Annotated in this window: 17 protein-coding genes; 16 read left to right on the top strand and 1 reads right to left on the bottom strand. The window is 33.7% G+C overall.

Annotated elements, in window-relative coordinates; genetic code table 11:
- Positions 1-8 precede the first annotated feature (8 nt).
- Entirely contained in the window at positions 9-1,514 is a 1,506-nt protein-coding gene (locus C7958_RS10120) for a copper homeostasis protein CutE (RefSeq protein WP_111572612.1), read from the top strand.
- On the opposite strand, the gene C7958_RS10115 is transcribed toward C7958_RS10120, so the two are convergent.
- Positions 1,511-3,262 carry an Rqc2 family fibronectin-binding protein gene (locus C7958_RS10115; RefSeq protein WP_111572558.1) on the bottom strand — a complete coding sequence of 584 codons (1,752 nt, stop codon included), beginning with the start codon at positions 3,260-3,262 and terminating at the stop codon, positions 1,511-1,513. The two genes, C7958_RS10120 and C7958_RS10115, sit on opposite strands and share 4 nt — an antisense overlap.
- Before the next feature lie 191 nt (positions 3,263-3,453).
- Here C7958_RS10115 and remA point away from each other — a divergent pair, with 191 nt between their 5' ends.
- From remA to rlmN, 15 genes are all read left to right on the top strand, one after another.
- Complete coding sequence (gene remA / locus C7958_RS10110) at positions 3,454-3,699, top strand: extracellular matrix/biofilm regulator RemA (protein WP_073156162.1); 246 nt, start codon at positions 3,454-3,456, stop codon at positions 3,697-3,699.
- Between the two features lie 17 nt (positions 3,700-3,716).
- A complete protein-coding gene (gmk, locus tag C7958_RS10105) occupies positions 3,717-4,292 on the top strand; it encodes a guanylate kinase (protein WP_111572557.1) in 576 nt (191 codons plus the stop codon).
- On the top strand, positions 4,289-4,498 hold the full coding sequence (rpoZ, locus tag C7958_RS10100) for a DNA-directed RNA polymerase subunit omega (RefSeq protein ID WP_111572556.1): 210 nt from the start codon (positions 4,289-4,291) through the stop codon (positions 4,496-4,498). The genes gmk and rpoZ overlap by 4 nt, the downstream gene beginning before the upstream one ends.
- Positions 4,499-4,557: 59 nt before the next feature.
- Entirely contained in the window at positions 4,558-5,742 is a 1,185-nt protein-coding gene (gene coaBC / locus C7958_RS10095) for a bifunctional phosphopantothenoylcysteine decarboxylase/phosphopantothenate--cysteine ligase CoaBC (RefSeq protein ID WP_111572555.1), read from the top strand.
- Positions 5,743-5,947: 205 nt separating this feature from the next.
- A complete protein-coding gene (locus tag C7958_RS10090; protein ID WP_111572554.1) occupies positions 5,948-7,510 on the top strand; it encodes an ABC transporter substrate-binding protein in 1,563 nt (520 codons plus the stop codon).
- 83 nt (positions 7,511-7,593) lie between these two features.
- Positions 7,594-8,598 carry an ABC transporter permease gene (locus tag C7958_RS10085; RefSeq protein WP_111572553.1) on the top strand — a complete coding sequence of 335 codons (1,005 nt, stop codon included), beginning with the start codon at positions 7,594-7,596 and terminating at the stop codon, positions 8,596-8,598.
- 17 nt (positions 8,599-8,615) lie between these two features.
- Positions 8,616-9,497, top strand: a complete 882-nt coding sequence (gene nikC, locus C7958_RS10080; RefSeq protein WP_111572552.1) for a nickel transporter permease — start codon at positions 8,616-8,618, stop codon at positions 9,495-9,497.
- A 15-nt stretch (positions 9,498-9,512) separates the two neighbouring features.
- Positions 9,513-10,295: a prolipoprotein diacylglyceryl transferase gene (gene lgt / locus C7958_RS10075; protein WP_181453822.1), complete on the top strand. Its 783-nt coding sequence runs from the start codon at positions 9,513-9,515 to the stop codon at positions 10,293-10,295.
- Positions 10,296-10,403: 108 nt separating this feature from the next.
- Complete coding sequence (gene metK / locus C7958_RS10070; protein WP_111572551.1) at positions 10,404-11,585, top strand: methionine adenosyltransferase; 1,182 nt, start codon at positions 10,404-10,406, stop codon at positions 11,583-11,585.
- Between the two features lie 127 nt (positions 11,586-11,712).
- Entirely contained in the window at positions 11,713-13,938 is a 2,226-nt protein-coding gene (gene priA, locus C7958_RS10065; RefSeq protein ID WP_111572550.1) for a replication restart helicase PriA, read from the top strand.
- Between the two features lie 22 nt (positions 13,939-13,960).
- On the top strand, positions 13,961-14,413 hold the full coding sequence (gene def / locus C7958_RS10060) for a peptide deformylase (RefSeq protein WP_111572549.1): 453 nt from the start codon (positions 13,961-13,963) through the stop codon (positions 14,411-14,413).
- Between the two features lie 4 nt (positions 14,414-14,417).
- Positions 14,418-15,362, top strand: a complete 945-nt coding sequence (gene fmt, locus C7958_RS10055; protein WP_111572548.1) for a methionyl-tRNA formyltransferase — start codon at positions 14,418-14,420, stop codon at positions 15,360-15,362.
- 20 nt (positions 15,363-15,382) lie between these two features.
- Positions 15,383-16,072: a zinc metallopeptidase gene (locus tag C7958_RS10050; protein ID WP_111572547.1), complete on the top strand. Its 690-nt coding sequence runs from the start codon at positions 15,383-15,385 to the stop codon at positions 16,070-16,072.
- Positions 16,073-17,422: a 16S rRNA (cytosine(967)-C(5))-methyltransferase RsmB gene (gene rsmB / locus C7958_RS10045; protein WP_111572546.1), complete on the top strand. Its 1,350-nt coding sequence runs from the start codon at positions 16,073-16,075 to the stop codon at positions 17,420-17,422. It abuts the gene before it with no gap.
- A 7-nt stretch (positions 17,423-17,429) separates the two neighbouring features.
- Positions 17,430-18,473, top strand: coding sequence for a 23S rRNA (adenine(2503)-C(2))-methyltransferase RlmN (gene rlmN / locus C7958_RS10040; RefSeq protein WP_111572545.1), 1,044 nt, complete (start codon positions 17,430-17,432; stop codon positions 18,471-18,473).
- The last annotated feature ends 104 nt before the right edge of the window (positions 18,474-18,577 follow it).

Here is an 18,577-nt window from a genome sequence, read left to right as displayed (position 1 = left end):
GCAGAGATATGGAATTTATTTTAATTATTTTATCATCATTACTATTTACAATACCATACTATTTCCCCGCTTTATTTTTTTTAAGCTGGTTTGCTTTTATCCCTTTAGTCTATTTGATTAGAGATTATGATTACAATCATTCTTTTATCATTGCTTTACTGGTAGGGTTTTTAAACTCTGTTTTTTCTTTTTACTGGCTTTATCATCCCCTCAGTACAGCCCTTAAAATGCCATTTTCTTTTAACTTATTCATTTTATTTATTTATTTTTTACTTTCAGCTTTACCACTTGCTGTCTGGGTTTTAGTGAATAAATTTTTGCAGCCGGAACATTCGTACAGCCCGTTTATTGCTGCTTTAAGCTGGACAGTTTTAGAATATTTACGTTTTGAATTTTTTAATTTTAATCCGTTTAATTATTTTGCCTATACTCAAAGTTCTTTTGCTTTAATTGTTCAGTATGCTTCCTATGGTGGAATCTTTATTGTTTCCTTTATTTCAGTTTTAATTGCTTCTTATTTTGTAAAGATTTATTTAGAACCTGCCTGGAAAAAATTTCTGCCGCTGCTTTTAATTTTTTTGATTTTAATCGCTGTTCCTTTTTTTATACAACCAGCTACTGATGCAGAAATAAATAGCCAGTCAGTTGACTTACTGGTCTCTAATTCTGAGCAGGGAAATAATATTTTTGAAAAAATAGAAACAGAGATTGATAAGCTCTCAGTTCTGGTAGAAAATAGCGAGAGTAAATTTATTTTTACCCCTGAAAAAAGTCTCAGCTTTGATTTAATTAGAAATAATTATTATAGAGATCAGTTTTTTTCTCAACTGGGAAATATTACAGAACCTTTCTATTTACAGTTAGGTGCTCAGGCAGCAGCAGAGGAAAGCTACAATGCTGAAGTTCTTAACTCGCTTTTCTTAATCTCAGGAGAAATGGAAGTTATTAATCGCAATAATCAGGACAGAAATATTATTGCAGGTCTTAATTTCCCTTATTTAAGGGAGATAACTGATTTTCTGACAGATTATTTAAATTTCAGTGTAAAGCAGACTGAATCTCCTGATACGGCAGTTGTTGTTGAAGCAGAAGAGCTCCATTATATCAATCTTTTTGCAGAAGAAATTTTCATTCCCCTTGTTTCCAGAGAAAAAAGCTATACTCAGGGACAGAATCTAATTGTTCATTCAGCAGCTGAAGCTAAAATTAATTCTGCAGTGTATAATAATTTTAGCTTTGCGGCAGCAGTCTATAGAGCTGCAGAAACTAATACTGATTTGATTAGAGCTATTAGAGGTGGTTTTAGTGGTTATATAAATGAACGGGGAAAGGTAGTAAAGAAGCTTAGAATAAAAAACAGCAGGGAAACGTTTGATCTTGTTTTACAAAAAAAGGAAAGTTATTACCAGAAATATCCAGCCAGAATAATTAATATCATCATTATTCTTTTTTCTGCAATTTCTTTAATTAAAATTATTATTATAGTTAAGAATAAATGGAGCAGCAGAAATTAATCTGCTGCTAATTTTTTTAATAATGTTTTATCAGCCGGGTCAATATAAATTGTTTGATATTTTTCGTAGTAAACTAGGCCTGGTTTTGCTCCTTTAGGTTTATTTACATTTTCTACGGGAGTGTAATCTATCGGTACATTTGTAGATTCTCTTGCTTTGCTGTAATAGGCGGCAACTGCTGCTGCTTCAGTTAATGTTTGATCCGGAACATCTTTATCAGTGTCTCTTTTAATAATTACATGAGAGCCAGCTATTACTTTAGTATGCAGCCAGATATCACCATCATTGGCAACTTTTTTAGTCAGTCGATCATTTTGCTTATTATTTCTACCCACCAGAATCTGGTAACCATCACTGGAAATGAATTTTCGGGGCGGAAGTTTTTTATTGCTCTTATTTCTTTTATTCTGTTTCTGTTTTTTAATATAATTTTCTTCTTTCAATTCTTCTTTAATCTCTTCTAAGTCATCTAAATTTTCTGCCTGTTCAATATTCATACTGACCTGTTTTAAATATTTTTCTTCATGCCTGAGTTTAGCAATTTCTCTTTTTAGATGTTTAACACTCTTTTTAAGTTTATTGTATTTTTTATAATACTTTTGAGCATTTTCAGAAGCAGATTTGGAAGGATCAAGTTGAATTTCTATCTCATTTTGATCTTCACTGTAATAATCATTGACTACAACTTTTTTATCACCTCGATCTATCTGGTAAATATTAGCCGTAATTAACTCTCCCATTTTTTTGTATTTTTCTGCATTTTTGCTTTCCTGCAGCTGTTTTTTTAATTTTTTCTGTTTTTTAAGATTTTTATTTAAATAATTGTTAACTACTTTATTTAATTCTCTAATTCCCCGGTTCAATTCTTTATCTTTTAAAAATTCTCTAAAATAATAATCCATCATCTGGTCAAGGTCGTCAAATTCTTTGAGCTCTTCCGGGTTTCTATGTTTAAGGATAAAGGCAGAAATATAGTCTACTTCCTCTTTTGTTATACCAATAACTGGATTATAAATACCCTTTTTAAACTGAGCAAAAAGAGCGAGCATTGATTCAGCAATTTTATTTTTTTCTGAATCAGATAAATCATTATAATTTTCAGAGGGGTCAATACCAGCTCTGAAAACTACTTCGCGAGCTGAATAGGGGCCAATTCCTCTAAAGTTATACATCACGGCTCTAAAAGCTGCTTGAGAAAATTCTTCTTCAATGATTTGTCTAAATTCTTCTTTGCTGTTTAGTTCAAGTGGGTTTAACTTATCCTGACCCGGTGGATATTGATATTTTATTCCTGGATATAACTGCCGCTCAGAGTTTTGCTTTTCAGTAATTCTTTTCATTGCATCAAGTACCATTTCATTATCATCTAAAAGAATTACATTACTGTATTTACCCATAAGTTCGGCAATTAAACTGAATTTTTTTCCTCTTTTTTCAATATCAATTCTGATCATTCTTTCAAATTTAGGCTGCACTATCTGCTGAATATATGAATTCTTTAAGTATTTGCGGAGCATCATACAGAAGTCAGGTGGATAAGAGGGAAAGTCAAAATCTAATTTAGTTAAATTCATTCTTGCTCCCTGAGGATCAGTAGAAATTAATAGTTCTAAATTCTGATTATTATTTCTTAAACGGATAATTAGATACTTTTTGTCTATTTGGTAAGCCTTTTCGATTCGGGCACCTGTTATTTTTTCTTTTAAATTATCTTTAAGTGCAGACAACATAATTCCATCAAAGGCCATCAAGATCACTCCATTCTTTAATATATTTCTTTAAGTATAAAAGAAACTAAGCTCAGAGTCAATCAAACAAACTATTGTTTGAGACAAAGAACTCGTTCATCCCTTGTCAAAAAAGTAATGCTGTGGTATCATTAATAAAGATAAGGAGCGAAATTATTTTAGTTAAATAAGTTTTTGGGAGGTATAAATAAATGGATGTTAATTTAATTAATATTGGTTTTGGTAATATTATTGCAGCAAACAGGGTGATCGCAGTAGTAAGTCCAGAATCAGCACCTATAAAAAGAATTATTCAGGAAGCACGCGAACGAGGAATGTTAATAGATGCTACTTATGGACGTCGGACAAGAGCAGTTATTATTACAGATAGTGACCATGTGGTATTATCTGCAATTCAGCCAGAGACTGTCTCACATCGTTTAGAAGACGATAAATAAAGTGGAGGTATAAATAAATGACAAAGGGCTTACTATTTGTATTATCCGGGCCATCAGGTGTGGGGAAAAATACAGTACTGGACGAATTATTTAAAGATTTTGATGGAGTTTCATATTCTGTTTCTGCAACGACAAGAGAAAGAAGAGATGGTGAAGTTGAGGGAGAGGATTATTTCTTTATTTCTGAAGAAGAATTTAAGGAAATTAGTGAAGATGATGGTTTTATAGAAAGTGCAGTTGTACACGGCCATTATTATGGAACTCCTAAAAAATTTGTAGATCAGAAATTAGAAGAGGGAGAAGATATAATTTTAGAAATTGATACTCAGGGTGCTGAGCAGGTTAGAAAAAAGTACCCAGAAGCAGTTTATATTTTCCTGCTGCCTCCATCTTTAGAAGAGTTAGAAAATCGACTTGATAAAAGAGGATCAGAAAGTGATAAAAGCAAAAATATTCGTTTAAAAAATGCTCGTCAGGAATTAAAAGAAGTACATAATTATGACTATGAAGTTATTAATGATAATCTAACTGATACAGTTAGAAAAATAAAAAAAATCATCATTAAAGAACAAAAAAGGAGAGATTCGCAATGATTACTGAACCCTCTGCAGAACAGTTAATGGACAAAGCGGATAGTTTATATACAGTTATTATTTTAGCATCAAAGAGAGCAAGACATCTTAATGAAGGCGGACCAGAAATCATGGAAAATTATCGCAGTCATAAGTTAGTTTCCCGGAGTTTAGAAGAAATTGAAAAGGATAAGCTGACATATGAAAAGAAAAGTGAGGATTTATAGATTAATTAAGATTATTCAATAACCTATTTCTTGAAATTACATTGTAAAGGAGTAATAAAATGTCTGCAAATATTGTTTTAGGAGTGACTGGTGGAATAGCAGCTTATAAATCTTTACAGGTTGCAAGCATGTTAACAAAACTAGATCATAATGTCTACACCATTATGACTGAAGCCGCAACAGAATTTATTAAGCCAATTACATTTCATTCGCTAACTCACCTGCCGGTAGAGAGTAAATTATTTAGTACTACGACCAGTGAAGTTAAACATATAGGTCTGGCAGATAAAGCAGATTTGTTTTTAATAGCACCTGCTACTGCTAATTTTATTGCGAAAGCAGCTGCCGGTATTGCAGATGATTTGTTAACAACAGTAATTTTGGCTACCCAGGCTCCAATTATGATTGCACCCTCGATGAATGTCCATATGTTCGAGAATCCTGTGGTGCAGCGAAATATGCTGGCTTTAGAGGAGTTAGGATATAAAATCATTACACCTGAAGCAGGCTATTTAGCCTGTGGTTATACAGGTCAGGGACGTTTACCTGACCCTCAAAGGTTGGTAGAAGAAATAAAAAAAGAACTTTCTCAGAAGGATCTTCAAGATAAAAAAGTACTTATTACAGCGGGTCCGACAAGGGAAGCAATAGACCCTGTTCGTTTTCTAACAAATTACTCCAGTGGGAAAATGGGTTATGCTTTAGCTAAGGCTGCCTCCTATAGAGGTGCAGAAGTAAAGCTGGTTTCTGGACCAACTGAACTGGAGTGCCCTTTAGGTGTGGATCTAATAAAAATAGAAAGTGCTGCCGACATGAAAAAAGAGGTATTTAAAGAAGCTGACACTGCAGATATTATTATTATGGCTGCAGCAGTCGCTGATTATCGACCTCAGGTATACAGTACTCAGAAAATAAAAAAACAGAGCAGAGATTTAAGCCTGGACTTGGAAAGAACAGCTGATATATTAACTGAGCTTGGGAAAAAGAAAAAAACCTCACAGTTATTAATAGGTTTTGCAGCTGAAAGTGAAAATTTATTGGAAAATGCCCAGCAGAAGTTGAGAAAAAAGCAGGCGGATTATATTATTGCAAATGAGATTAGCGATAAAAACACTGCATTTGGCAGTGATAAAAATCAGGTCAGCATTTTAAGTGAAGAAGGCAGTACTAAATTGCCATTAATGGAAAAAGATAAACTGGCCGATAAGATTTTTAATTATATAATTGATGCAGAAAGAAAATAAAAAATACTCAATTTACATTTATTATATTTTATGACAAAATTAAATAAACAATAATTGACTTAGGTTGAAAAATCAAATATAATGTATATAAGTCTAAAATTATTTTTGTAAATATTCTATTAATTGAAAGCGGAGGTGATTTTAAAAAACAAATAAGTAAAAATTAAATAAATTTTATACCAAAAAAGAGGAGGAAGAAGATAGTATGAAAAAAATTACTTTAACAACTTTTATTATTTTAGCATTAATTATGTCGGTCTTTGTAACAGGGGTTATGGCACAGGAGCAGGGTGGAACCTTAGTTTTTGGTCGTGGAGGAGATACAGTAGGCTTAGATCCTATTCAGGTTACTGATGGTGAATCATTTAAAGTAACCCAGCAAATTTATGATACCCTTGTTGACTATACACCCGGCACAACTGAAGTAGAACCAGCTCTGGCAACAGACTGGGAAGTATCGGAAGATGGATTAACATGGACATTTAATTTAAGAGAAAATGTAGAATTTCACGATGGTAATCCTTTTACTGCAGAAGATGTCAAGTGGAACTTTGACCGCTGGCGTTTAGAAGATCATCCCTATCATATTGGGGGAGAGTTTACCTATTATGGTTATATGTTCCAGGGGTTCCCCGGAATTATTCAGGAAGTTAATGTAGTAGATGACTATACAGTAGAATTTGTTCTTTCTGAAAAACAGGCTCCTTTCTTAAACAATCTGGCTATGGTTCCTTTTGGAATCGCAAGTCCAGAAGCTGTAAAAGAGCATGGGGAAGATTACTTTAAGAACCCTGTAGGAACTGGTGCTTATACATTAGAAGAATGGCGTCAGGGAGACAGAGTTATTTTAAAAGCTAATGAGAATTACTGGAAAGAACGTGCTTATCTTGATGAAATTGTTTTCCGTTCAATTCCTGATAACTCTGCTAGATATATGGAATTACAGTCCGGATCTATTGATATGATGGATGGAGTAAGTCCAGAAGATGTTGAAAGTGTAGAAAGTTCTGATGAACTTAAACTTTCTTTAAGACCAAGTATGAATGTTGGTTATTTTGCTATGAACTTTAATTTTGAGCCTTTTGATGATGTAAGAGTTAGAAGGGCTTTCAACCACGCAATTGATAAACAGGCAATTATTGATGCTTTTTATGCAGGGTTGGCAGAGCCAGCAAAGAATCCAATGCCGCCTTCTATCTGGGGCTATAACGATAATATAGAACCTTATGAATATAATCCGGAAAGAGCAGAAGAATTATTAGCAGAAGCTGGTTATGAAGATGGTTTTGAATTTGATCTCTGGTATTTACCTGTGCCAAGACCATATATTCCTCAGGGTAAATTTATTGGTCAGGCTATTCAAAGTTATTTAAGCGATATTGGAGTAACAGCTAACCTGGTTACTTATGATTGGAGTACCTATCTTGATAAAACTGAACATCAGGAAGCTCCGACATATATGTTAGGTTGGACTGGTGATAATGGTGATCCAGATAACTTCTTATATGTGCTGTTAGATAAAACAAATAGTAATAATGCCTATGAAAGTGATGAACTGCATGAGGTATTAGTTGAAGCACAAAAGACTATGGATCATGAAAGAAGAGTAGAACTTTACATGGAAGCTCAGGAAATTATCCACAAAGATGCTCCGTGGGTACCTTTAGTTCACTCTACACCACCAATTGCTTTAAAAACTGATATACAAAATTATATTCCTAATCCAACTGGTACAGAAAAGCTGCATAGAGTTTGGTTAGAAGAGTAGGAAGAATATAATTTAATAATAAAATTAGTCTGCGGCCTTTTTAGGCCGCAGATTAACTTTGAATAGGAAGGTGTAATAAGGAAATGATTAACTATATTATTAAAAGATTACTTGCCTTAATTCCGATCTTGATTGGGGTGGCGATTATAGTTTTTTTGATTGTCCATTTAATTCCTGGAGATCCTGCTCAAACGATGCTTGGAGAAAGAGCTACGGATGCAGCGTTGGAGCGATTACGAGAACAAATGGGGCTGAATGATCCTCTGCCGGTTCAATTCTGGCGTTATGTTAAAGACCTTTTAAGAGGAGATTTTGGAAGATCTATAATGAGCAATAATCCGGTTAGTACAGAATTAGCACAGAGATTTCCGGCAACTTTAGAATTATCATTTTTTGCAATGCTATTTGCAGTTTTAGTCGGAGTTCCGGCTGGGATATTTGCTTCAATAAAGCAGAATTCCTGGTTTGATAATATGAGTATGATGATAGCTTTAATTGGTGTCTCGATGCCAATCTTTTGGTTAGGTTTAATGTTTATCTGGCTTTTTGCTGTAGAATTAGGCTGGTTTCCTCCTTCCTCGAGAATCGGGGTAGGTCTGGAGTTTGTTCCTATTACAAATTTATATGTTATTGATAGTATTATTCAGCAAAATTTTGCTGCTTTTAAAAATGTTTTGCATCATCTTGTTTTGCCGGCAGTTGCTTTAGGTACAATACCGATGGCAATAATAGCCAGAATGACACGCTCTTCAATGTTGGAGGTTCTAAAAAAAGATTATATCAGAACTGCTTTTGCCAAAGGTCTAAAGAAGAAAATGGTTATTTTTAAACATGCTCTAAAAAATGCAATGGTCCCAATTATTACTGTTGTTGGACTTCAGTTTGGAGTTCTACTCGGTGGGGCTGTGATGACTGAAACAATATTTTCCTGGCCTGGACTTGGCAAATATCTTGTAGATGCAATATATGCCAGGGATTTTCCAATTGTACAGGGAGGAATCTTATTTTTTGCAGGAGTTTTTGTTATAGTAAATTTAATTGTTGATCTATCATATGCTTTAGTAGATCCAAGAATTCAGTATGAGTAGGAGAGGAGAATAAGTAGATGTCAGATAAAAAAGAGAACAGAGTAATGACTAAAAACACAAACCCCTGGTTTGAAGCCTGGCGGAGATTATTACAGAGTAAGATTGGGATAGCTGGATTAGCTGTTATTATATTTTTAATTCTTGTTGCTTTACTGGCCCCGGTTTTGGCACCTTATGATCCTTTCGAACAGAATATTTTGGCTAGATATAAGGCGCCATCCTCAGAACATTTACTGGGTACAGATGAAATGGGAAGAGATATTTTAAGCCGTATTATTTATGGATCCAGAATTTCTCTGCAGGTTGGTTTGCTTTCTGTAGCTATCGCTTTAGTATTTGGGGTAAGTTTTGGTTTAATAGCAGGTTATTATGGCGGTAAACTGGATATGTTGATTATGAGGTTTATGGATATTATGCTCGCCTTTCCGAGTATCTTATTAGCAATTGGAATTGTAGCAATTTTGGGTCCGCAATTAAAAAATGCGATGATTGCAATTGGAATAATTAATGTTCCTCGTTTTGCCAGAATTGTAAGGTCATCAGTTCTTTCAATTAAAGAAAGTGAATATATTAGTGCCGCCCGTGCCTTAGGTGCTGGTGATTTCAGAATTATTTTTAAACATCTACTGCCAAATGCAATGGCCCCGTTAATTGTTCAGACAACTTTAAGTATAGCAACTGCTATCCTGGAAGCTGCAGCTTTAAGTTTTCTTGGACTTGGTGCACAACCACCATCTCCAGAATGGGGTGCTATGTTGAGTGATGCCCGGAGTTCTTTACAGAGAGCCCCCTGGGTAGCAACTTTTCCAGGTCTGGCAATAATTTTTGGTGTTTTAGGTTTTAATTTACTCGGTGATGGTTTACGTGATGCACTGGATCCAAAAATGAAAAATGTTTAAATAGTCTTAAGCAGGGTGATTAAAATTATTGATCCAGTTATGATTACATTTTTTTCTCTGGAGATAAGGTGGTATGGTTTTCTGATTGTATCAGCCCTTCTTATCTCGCTTTTTATTTTAAATTATCTTTTAAAAAAAGAGAAAAAAGTAAATTTCGAATTCTTTTTAGACTTTATAATATTAGCTTTTCCTCTGGGAATACTTGGAGCCAGATTATATTATGTGGTTTTTAATTTTGAATATTATATTAAGAGGCCGGCAAAAATTCTGGCCATCACTGATGGAGGCCTGGCAATCCACGGTGGATTGATAGTGGGAGTAATAGTTCTTTATCTGTTGGCGAGAAAAAGAGATAAAAAAATTCTGCTGGCACTGGATTATTTAGCTCCTCTGACTGCTTTTTCTCAATCAGTTGGACGCTGGGGTAATTTTGTTAATCAGGAAGCTTATGGTCAAATTGTCAGTGAAGGCTATTATGATATTTTCCCGGATTTTATAAAAAGACAAATGTATATTGAAGATTTATATAGAGAGCCAACTTTTTTATATGAGTCAGCAGCAGATTTTATGCTATTTGTTTTCTTGCTATTTTATCTGCGTTCTGATTTTAAAAAAGATGGAGAAGTATTCTCTCTTTACCTGATTTTTTATTCTGTAATTAGATTTTTTATAGAAGAACAGCGAACAGATAGTTTATTTATTGCTGATTTTAAAGTTGCAAAATTAATCAGCTTAGTTTTGATATTTATCGGACTTTCTTTATTCTATTACATTCGCAAAGTGCAAAATTCTGTCTAACTTGACTAAATTGACAGCATAAACTTTATATGCTAAACTAAATTTATTAACTGTAATTTCTTAAATATAATTCTAAGAATTGAATATGAATAGATGAAAGGTGATAATATGACACGGAAATATTTGTTTAGCTCAGAGTCTGTAACTGAGGGACATCCTGATAAAGTTGCTGATCAGATATCTGATGCTGTTCTGGATGCAATCCTCACAAAAGATCCGGATGCCAGAGTTGCCTGTGAAACAATAGTTACAACAGGTTTAATTTTGATTGCAGGAGAAATAACTACCTCCTGTTATGTTGATTTAAAGAAAATTGCTCGTCAGACAGTAAAGGAGATTGGTTATACAAGAGCTAAATATGGTTTTGATGGAGAGACCTGTGCAGTTTTAACAGCTATTGATGAGCAGTCTGGTGATATTGCTCTGGGAGTAGATCATTCTCTTGAGGAAAAAGAGGGTAAATCCGATTCAGATCTTGGGGCTGGAGATCAGGGTTTAATGTTTGGTTATGCTTCTAATGAAACTGAAGAGTTAATGCCTCTGCCAATTATGCTGTCACATAAACTTGCACGCAGGTTGGCTGAAGTTAGAAAAAATGGACCTTTAAAATATCTGCGACCTGATGGTAAAACTCAGGTTACTGTGGCTTATGAAGATGATAAGCCAGTAGCGGTAGATAAAGTTTTAATTTCTTCTCAGCACAGTTCTAAAATAAGTCAGGAACAGATAAAAAAGGATATTACAGAATATGTAATCAAAGAAATTATTGATGCTGATTTATTAGATGATAATACTGAAATTTTAGTTAATCCAACCGGGAGATTTGTTATTGGAGGTCCGAATGGAGATGCTGGTTTAACCGGTAGAAAAATAATAGTTGATACATATGGAGGAACTGCTCATCACGGTGGAGGAGCTTTTTCTGGCAAGGATCCAACTAAGGTTGACCGTTCAGCATCTTATGCCGCTCGTTATATTGCTAAAAATATAGTAGCAGCCGAGTTAGCAGAAAGATGTGAGGTTCAAATTGCATATGCAATTGGAGTAGCAAAACCTCTTTCCGTAATGGTTGATACTTTTGGTACTGCAAAGATTTCTGAAAACAAATTAGAAAAAATTATAAAAGAAGAATTTGATTTAAGACCGGCCCAGATAATTAAAAATCTAAATTTAAGAAATCCAATTTATAAACAGGTAGCGGCTTATGGTCATTTTGGACGCCATGATTTAGATTTACCGTGGGAAAAAACTGATCGAGTGGATAGTTTGCGAAAAAAAGCTGATTTATAATAAAGTAAAGATCATAATTATTGCTTAAGATGCCGAAGGTTTTTACCTTCGGCTTTTTACAATTCAGGAAAAACGAAAATGATTTTATTTTATAATATTTATTTACTAAATTAAGAAGGGAAAAATTATGAAGGATATAGTAAAGGTTGTGGTTGATCTACCTTTAAAAACAATAAATAGAGAATTTGATTATCTTTTGCCAGAAAAGTTAAAATCTGAGTTAGAAGTGGGGCAGATTGTCAGAGTTCCTTTTGGACGCAGAAAATTGTCAGCTTTTGTGACTGGGTTTAAAGCCAAAACAGATATAAAAAAGTCAAAATTAAAAGAGATCGAGTCGCTCTTATATAAACAGAGTTTTTTTGGGGACGAATTATTAAAACTATTTTACTGGACAGCAGCTTATTACCATGCTTATCTGGCTCAGGTTATTAAAAAAGCTTTACCACCTGGAATTACTGAACAAAAAATCAGAAAAAAAGAGGTGGAATTCCTTAAATTAAACTCAGAAATTACTGATTATAAAAATGAGCTTGATAAATTAAAAATACGAGCACCGAAACAATATTTAATTCTAAAATATTTATTGGAAAACAGTGAACAAAAACATAAATTGAAAAAAGTTGTTGAATCTGCAGAAACTTCTCGTCAAACTGTTTTCCGTTTAATAGACAAAGATTTAATAACTTTATATACTGATGTTGAAGAAAGAATTCCAGAGATGAATATTTATTTAAAAGAAGCAGATGAATATAATTTTCCGCTTCAGCAGCAGGAAAAAGAACTTATAGACCAGCTCACAGATAATGATTCAGAAAACAATTCATATCTTTTAACTACAGAAAATGGCCAGAGACGGTATAACTTTATTATTAAACTGCTGGTAAAACTGCTGGCAGAAAAGAAAAATATTATACTCTTAATTCCAGAGATCGAAAAAGATCAGATATTTCTGGCACAATTAAATAATCAGTTTGGTGATAATATAGCCTTTATCCACAGTCAATTATCCAGAGGTGAACGTTTTGATCAGTGGCAGCAGATAAAAAATGGAAAGGTAAAAATTGCTGTAGGTGCTAGATCGGCTATCTTTGCTCCTTTTTCTGAGCTGAATGCTGTAATTATTATGGAAGAAAATAATGAAAGTTATAAAGCTCAGGAACATCCCTTATATCATGCCAGACAGATTGCAGTTAAACGTTTAAAAAAGAATAATTCACTTCTGCTTCTGGAATCACCTTTTCCGTCTCTGGAAAGTCAATATCATGCTTTGGCAGGGGAGTATCAGCAAATGAAATTGAACCCCAAAAAAAGTAAAATACTGACAAAGATTATTGATATGAAAAAGGAAGTAGAAAAGGGTAATCTTGGTGATTTGAGTCAGGATTTAATAACAGAAATCAAAAATCAGCTAAAAAAAAATAATAAAATAATCTTATTTTTAAATCGACGTGGTTCTGCAAATTATCTAATCTGCAGAAAATGCGGTCATGTGCTTAAATGTGATAACTGTGATATTTCTTTAAATTATCACAGGGAGCAGCATCAACTCCGCTGTCATTATTGTGGTTTAAAAAAAGAAGTGCCTGATAACTGTCCGGAATGTGGAAGTCGTTTTATTTCGCAAGCTGGAGTTGGAACTGAAAAAATTATTGAACAGTTAAAAACTCTTTATCAGGATTTAAAGATTGTCAGAGTTGATAGTGATTTAAAAGAAAGGGTAGTAAAACAGAGGTTAAAGAATTTTAAAAAAGGAGAAATTGATATTTTAGTTGGAACTTCAATTTTGATAAAAAATCAATTTTATGATCAGCTTAAATTTTTAGCTGTTATTTCTGCAGATACCGCTTTAAACAGTTCTGATTTTAGAGCTGCTGAAAATAATTATTCTCTGTTAATGGAATTAAAATCCCTGCTACTAAATAAGTCAGACAGCAAGTTTTGGCTGCAGAGTTATGATCCTGATCATTACAGTATTCAGGCTGCTTTAGCCCCTGATAAATATTCTTTTTATCAGAAAGAAATTAAAATTAGAAAGCAGAGGAATTATCCTCCTTTTTGCAGACTTCTAAATATTATAATTAGTGCAGAAGCTGAAGAAAAGGCTGCAGCTCAAAGTAAAAAGTTATCAACTTTTTTGGATAATTATAAAGATAAGTATCTGGAGAAATTGGGTGCTTCACCTGCAGTTTTAAGTAAAATTAGAAATAAATATCGCTGGCAGTTGATTTTAAAGTTTAATTCGATGCGCAATCGGGAATATATTATTCAGTTAATAGAAAAAAAGTTTATTGAAAAAAATGACAGTGATTCGGTTGAAATTCGTATTGATGTAGATCCCTATCAAATGTTATAATATAATTTAGGAGGTAGATATCATGGCTCTTTTAAAGGTAAGAGAGATTGGAGATCCAGTTTTAAGAAGTAAAGCAAAAGAAATAGATGCTGTAAGTAAAAAAACTAATGATTTAATAGATAATCTTTTTGATACAATGTATGCAGAAGATGGGGTGGGTCTAGCAGCTCCCCAGGTTGGAATTTTAAAAAGAATAGCTGTAGTAGATATCAGAGAAGAAAATAAAATTGTTTTAATAAATCCTGAAATTATAGAAACCGAGGGTAAGGCAATTATGGAAGAGGGTTGTCTCAGTATTCCCGGTGAAACTGGTGATGTAATTAGAGCTGAAAAAATTAAAGTAAAAAGTTTAGATAGAGAAGGTAAAGAAGTTGAATTTGAAGCAGAAGGGTTTGAAGCCAGAGCAATTCAACATGAAATTGATCATTTAGATGGAGTCTTATTTGTTGATAAAATTGTAAAAATTGCGGAGTGATTTGATGAAGATTATATTTATGGGAACACCTGAATTTGCAGTTCCTTCCCTGTTAAAATTAAATAATGACCAGCAGGTTGAAATTGAAGCTGTAATTACTCAACCTGATCGTAAAAGTGGGAGAGGCCAGAAAGTTCATTATTCTGATATTAAAAAGAAAGCACGGACTTTGAATTTGAAAATTTTACAGAGTGAAAATGTAAATCAACCAGATTTTCTGGCTAAATTAAGAGCAATGGAACCTGATTTTATAGTGGTAGTAGCCTTTGGGCAGAAGTTAAGCCCGGAATTACTGGCAATACCGGAATGCGGATGTATTAATCTTCATGCTTCTTTACTGCCTGAATACAGGGGTTCCAGTCCAATTCATAAAGCAATAATAGATGGAAAAAAAGTTACTGGAAATACTACCATGTATATGGACGAAGGCTGGGATGATGGAGATATTATTTATCAGCAGGAAGTTGAAATCAAAGAAGATTATACTGTGGGCGATCTGCATGATGAACTGGCAGATAGAGGAGCTGAACTGCTGCTTAGGACACTAAAAGATGTTAAGGCAGGAGAGGCTCCCCGAATTCCCCAGTCTGATTCTGAAGCAACATTTGCCTATAAAATTGATAAATCTCTGGGTGAAATTGATTGGAATCAAAGGGTAGAGGATATCTATAATTTAATTAGAGGGGTTAATCCCTGGCCTGGAGCTTACACAGAGCTTGATGGTAGAAAAATTAAGATCTGGGAAAGCAAAATCAGTGATCTTGAAGATAGTGATTTTGAGCCGGGAACAATTATCCGAGCAAATCATGCTGATGGGATACAGGTTCAAACAGCTGCTGGGGTTTTATCAATAGAAAAACTGCAGCTTCCCGGTGGAAAAAAAATGAATGTTCAGGATTTTTTAAATGGACATCAAATCGAAACAGGAAATAAATTTACTAGTGCTTAATTTATAAAGGAGGTAGATCTATGTATCCATTATTCTTTGATCCAACAATGATTATAATTATTCCCGCTTTATTACTTGCGGTATATGCACAGTATAAGGTTAAACACACATTTAGTAAATACAATGAGATCAAACTTAATTCAAATCTAACTGGTGCTGAGGCAGCCAGAAAAATTTTATCAAATAATAACTTAAAAAATATCGAAATTCAAAAAACTGATGGTAAATTAAGTGATCACTATGATCCGAAAAATAAAACTCTTAATTTATCATCTGATGTTTATAACAATAATTCAATTGCAGCTGTTGGAGTAGCTGCCCATGAGGTGGGACATGCTATCCAGGATAAAGAAGATTATAAACCACTTTCTTTAAGGGCATCTTTAGTTCCCGCTGCTAATATTGGTTCCAGTTTTGGACTGCCGCTTGCTATATTCGGTTTTTTTATTCGAGCTGACTTTTTGATTATGACTGGATTCGTGCTTTTTTCTGCTGCATTTTTGTTTCATCTGATAACTTTACCTGTAGAATTTAATGCCAGCAACAGAGCAATTAGTAATTTAAAAAGTACAGACTTACTAACTGAGTCAGAAATTAAAGGCGCCAAAAAGGTTCTAAAAGCAGCAGCGTTTACCTATGTAGCTACAACTCTGGTCGCCCTGGCAAATATGATCAGAATTTTACTTTTAGCAGGTTTAGGTGATGATTAATTGAAGAATTTGAGACTGGAAATTTTAAAGGCACTGCTTAGAGTTGAAAAAGGGAGTTATTCCAATTTGCTGCTAAATTCTAAATTGGAAAATATTGATGATCAGAGAGATAAAAATTTATTTACAGAAATTTTTTATGGTGTAATTAGAAATAAATTGTATCTTGATTATATAGTTAAACAATTTTCTAAGACTCCACTGTCAAAAATGGATGAAGAAGTTTTAATGGGGCTGAGAATTGGTGTATATCAGCTCTTTTTTCTTGATAAGATACCGGCAAGAGCAGCAATTTTTGAAAGTGTAGAAGCTGTAAAAATTTTACTACCTGTCAGCAGAAAGGGAGCTGTTTCTTTCACCAATGGTGTTTTAAGAAATATTAATCGAAAACAGGAAGAGATACAACTTCCCCTTAAAAAAGATGATCCTGAAAAATTTTTATCAATAAAATATTCTTATCCTATCTGGCTTGTCAGACGTTTTATTAAAGATTATGGTTTAAGCAAAACTGAAATGATTTTAAAGGCAGGAAATAAGAGGGCAGAAGTGATTTATCGCCATAATTCTTTAAAAGTGGACCAAAAGGAATTTATTGATTTGCTGGCAGAAGATCAAATAAAATATGAAAATACTTTTTTAAATTCTTTTTATAGGCTTAAGGAAGTTAATAATCCTGCAGCTACCCGGGCTTTTAAAACAGGAGCTGCCTATATTCAGGGAACATCTGCAGGACTTGCTTCTTTATTATTAGATCCTCAAGTAGATATGGAGGTCCTTGATCTTGCTGCTGCTCCGGGCGGAAAAACCTCGCATTTAGCTGAGTTAATGAACAACACCGGTCAGATTACAGCCCTGGATATCAGTCAGCATCGTTTAAATCTGGTTAAAGAAAATTTGTCCAGACTGGGAGTTAAAAATGTTAATTTAAAAAAGGGTGATGCTGCTGAATATGAGGATAACAAAAAATATGATAAAATTCTGGCAGACTTACCATGTTCAGGCCTGGGACTTATTGCTTCTAAGCCGGAGATTAAGTGGGATAAAGATGAACAAGTTATCAAGAGGATGGCTGAACTGCAGTATAAGATTCTGAGTAATAATCTGGATAAACTTAAAATTGGGGGAGAATTATTATATTCCACCTGTACTTTAACCAGGGAAGAAAACCAGGATTTAATAAAAAGAATTTTATCTGAAAATAAAGATTTTGAATTGATAGATATTAATAAAAAATTGAGTAAAGTAAGTAGTTTAAACCTGGAAAAGAATAATGAATTTTTAGAACTTTTGCCGGGAGAAGTCGATTCAGAAGGCTTTTTCTATGCATTATTAAAAAAAGTGGAGAGTGATTAAATTTACGATGAAGGATTTAAAAGAATTAAATAGAAGTGAATTAATAGATGAATTAAAAGAGGCAGGTTTTCCTTCTTATAGAGGTGAACAAATTTTTAATTGGCTTTATAAGAATGGTGTATCCAGTACAGAAGACATGAAAAACATTCCTAAAAAGATGCGTAATTTTCTCGATGAAAACTATAATTTGACTGATCTAGAAGAAATAAATAGAAGTGTAGCTGCTGATGGTACTGTTAAATACTTATGGCAGTTATCTGATGGAGAAAATATTGAGGGAGTTTATCTTCCTTTCCCTGAGTCAGGACGTCACAGTGCCTGTATTTCTACTCAGGTAGGTTGTGGACTTGGATGTTCTTTTTGCGCCACTGGAATTGATGGTTTAAAAAGAAATTTAACCGCAGGAGAAATTGTTGATCAGGTAATTAAGGTTCAGAAAGATATCAGCGGTTCCAATTTTGCTGACCCAAGATTAAGCAATGTTGTTTTTATGGGAATGGGAGAACCACTTGCTAATTTTAATAATTTAATGAAAGCAGTAGAGATTATAAACGCTGATAATGGTTTAAATATTGGAATGCGGAAAATGACTATTTCTACAGCCGGTTTAGTTCCTGAGATTAAAAAGTTAGCGGAGTTTAATGATCAAATTGGACTTGCTGTCTCTCTGCATGCTCCAAATGATCGTCTTAGAAATAAAATAATGCCCATCAATAAAAAATATAATTTAAACCAGCTTTTAACAGCTGTAGTGGACTATATTGAAAAAACAGGCAGAAGAGTAACCTTCGAATATGTGTTAATGGACAGTGTTAATGATAGTCCAGAACTGTCTGTGCAGCTGGCTGAACTGCTGCGTGGAATAAACTGTCATGTAAACTTAATACCTGCTAATCCAGTGCCGGAACTGGGTATTGAACGGCCTGTACAAAAGGTAATAGATAGTTTTTATGGAACTTTACAGAGTAATGGAATTCAGGTTACTCTGAGAAAAGAGATGGGAACTCAGATTAATGCAGCCTGTGGTCAGTTAAAAAGAAAAGAAAAATAGAAGCTGAAATAGGTGTTTGCAAAATAGGCAAAGAAAATAGTAAAAAACTGTAAATAAGTAGATTGGATTCAATTTTAAGAATTTAAAAATTGAATGAGAAAATG

This window comes from Halanaerobium saccharolyticum, assembly GCF_003259895.1.
Classification (GTDB): Bacteria; Bacillota; Halanaerobiia; order Halanaerobiales; family Halanaerobiaceae; genus Halanaerobium; species Halanaerobium saccharolyticum_A.
Note: the sequence above shows the minus strand (reverse complement) of the source record. Positions and strands in the feature narration are given on the sequence as shown.